This is a genomic window from Cryobacterium zongtaii, from assembly GCF_002909375.1.
Taxonomy (GTDB): Bacteria; Actinomycetota; Actinomycetes; order Actinomycetales; family Microbacteriaceae; genus Cryobacterium; species Cryobacterium zongtaii.
The window spans coordinates 1-1,448 of the sequence record NZ_PPXD01000032.1; the positions used below are offsets into that span (position 1 = coordinate 1).

Here is a 1,448-nt window from a genome sequence, read left to right on the forward strand (position 1 = left end):
GTGGTGAGGCCGAGTGCGGTCTTGGTGAAGCTGCGCATGATGAAGTCCTTTGCTGTGGAGTGTGGGGGCTTGCTTGGTATGCAGGTGGTTCGGCCCCACGTCAGAAAAGGTTTGGTCCTCGTGGCGTGCGCGTGCGGGATGCGCCCCTAGAAGTGGCGGAATCGATCCGGCGCGAGATCCCAGGGGTCCTTGCCGAGGAGTTCGGCGACCCCGCGGAAGACGCAGCTCTCGATCACCATGCGCTGATGGAACTCGTCATCGCGGTGCAGTCCGCTCAGCCGCTGGATCGGCAGCCGGAAAAAGGTGATGCGACGCTCACGGGCATCCACCGCGTACCGGGCCACCCCGACGCCGGGAATCACGTTGAGCGGCCCTGCGGCCACCTCGAAGGACACATCGGCGAGTTCGGCGGGCCACACCATGCGCAAGTAGTCGACCGTCGACGCGATGGTCATGTCGAAAGTGTCCACCCGCGTACGCAGGGGAGGAAGGAAAGGTCCGGTGGCAGAACTGCGGATGCCACGGCCGTGTCGGTCCCGGCCCCGACCGCGCGAGGTCGGTGCTTGCACGGTTGTGCGGCGTGAACGAGGCATACCCCCAGTCTACTTCCGGGGCATCGGCGGTACCCTGAATCACCATGTCAGTCAGAGCGTGTTCAAGAATCTCCTGCAACGATGAGGCCGTGGCGACTCTCACGTTCTCCTATGCCGACTCGATGGCTGTCCTGGGACCGCTCGCCGGCACCCACGAGCCACACACCTATGACCTCTGTGAACGGCACGCGCGTCTGACCACCCCGCCTCAAGGTTGGCAGCTCATCAGGCATCGAATCGTGTCGATCGCGGATGCCCAACGCGGCGTTCAGCCCTCGCCCTAGTCGTCTCTCGGACACCCGCTGTCGGCGCGCCATATCGGGCAAACCACCCCGACACGCCCGGGTGTCAGATCCAATTTGCGGCCCCTCCGGAATCCCCGTAATGTCATCTCTCGTCACCCCACAGGTTCGGAAAAGCCGCAGAGCTTCCGGCCTCAAGCGGGACCAACTCCCAGTCAAAACAACCCACATCGTTTCGGTGTGGCTCTTCGTTTTGGCCAGGAATCAGCTCTTCGCAAGATCCCTCGGATCGAACGGACGGAGCGTTTTCAGGCACTAGTTTGCCGGAAACACGCCGCTCAGTCGATTTGACACGGATTCGAACGGAGGCTAAGGTAGTCAAGTTGCCCCGGAGCGACAGCCAATCACATGGCCTGAAGTCGGGTGCGTCCGATCCTTGAGAACTCAACAGCGTGCACAATGTCAAATGCCAAAAACCTCGGTCGTAGGGTCCCTTTCTAGGGGATACCGCGAAAGAGATTCCTTTGGAAAACATTTAAACAACAAAGCAAGTCAGTAATGATTTGTTCTGTCAGTTTCAAACTTGCTGATTGTTCGCCTATTCCGGTGGCTT

2 protein-coding genes are annotated in these 1,448 nt (G+C 60.4%); one reads left to right on the forward strand and one right to left on the reverse strand.

Annotated elements, in window-relative coordinates; all coding sequences use genetic code 11:
• Positions 1-146: 146 nt before the first annotated feature.
• Positions 147-455 (reverse strand): hypothetical protein, encoded by a 309-nt coding sequence (locus C3B61_RS19110; RefSeq protein WP_341866788.1) that lies wholly within the window; start codon positions 453-455, stop codon positions 147-149.
• A gap of 182 nt (positions 456-637) precedes the next feature.
• On the opposite strand from C3B61_RS19110, the gene C3B61_RS19115 reads away from it, so the two are divergent.
• A complete protein-coding gene (locus C3B61_RS19115) occupies positions 638-877 on the forward strand; it encodes a DUF3499 family protein (protein ID WP_103432715.1) in 240 nt (79 codons plus the stop codon).
• Positions 878-1,448: the final 571 nt, after the last annotated feature.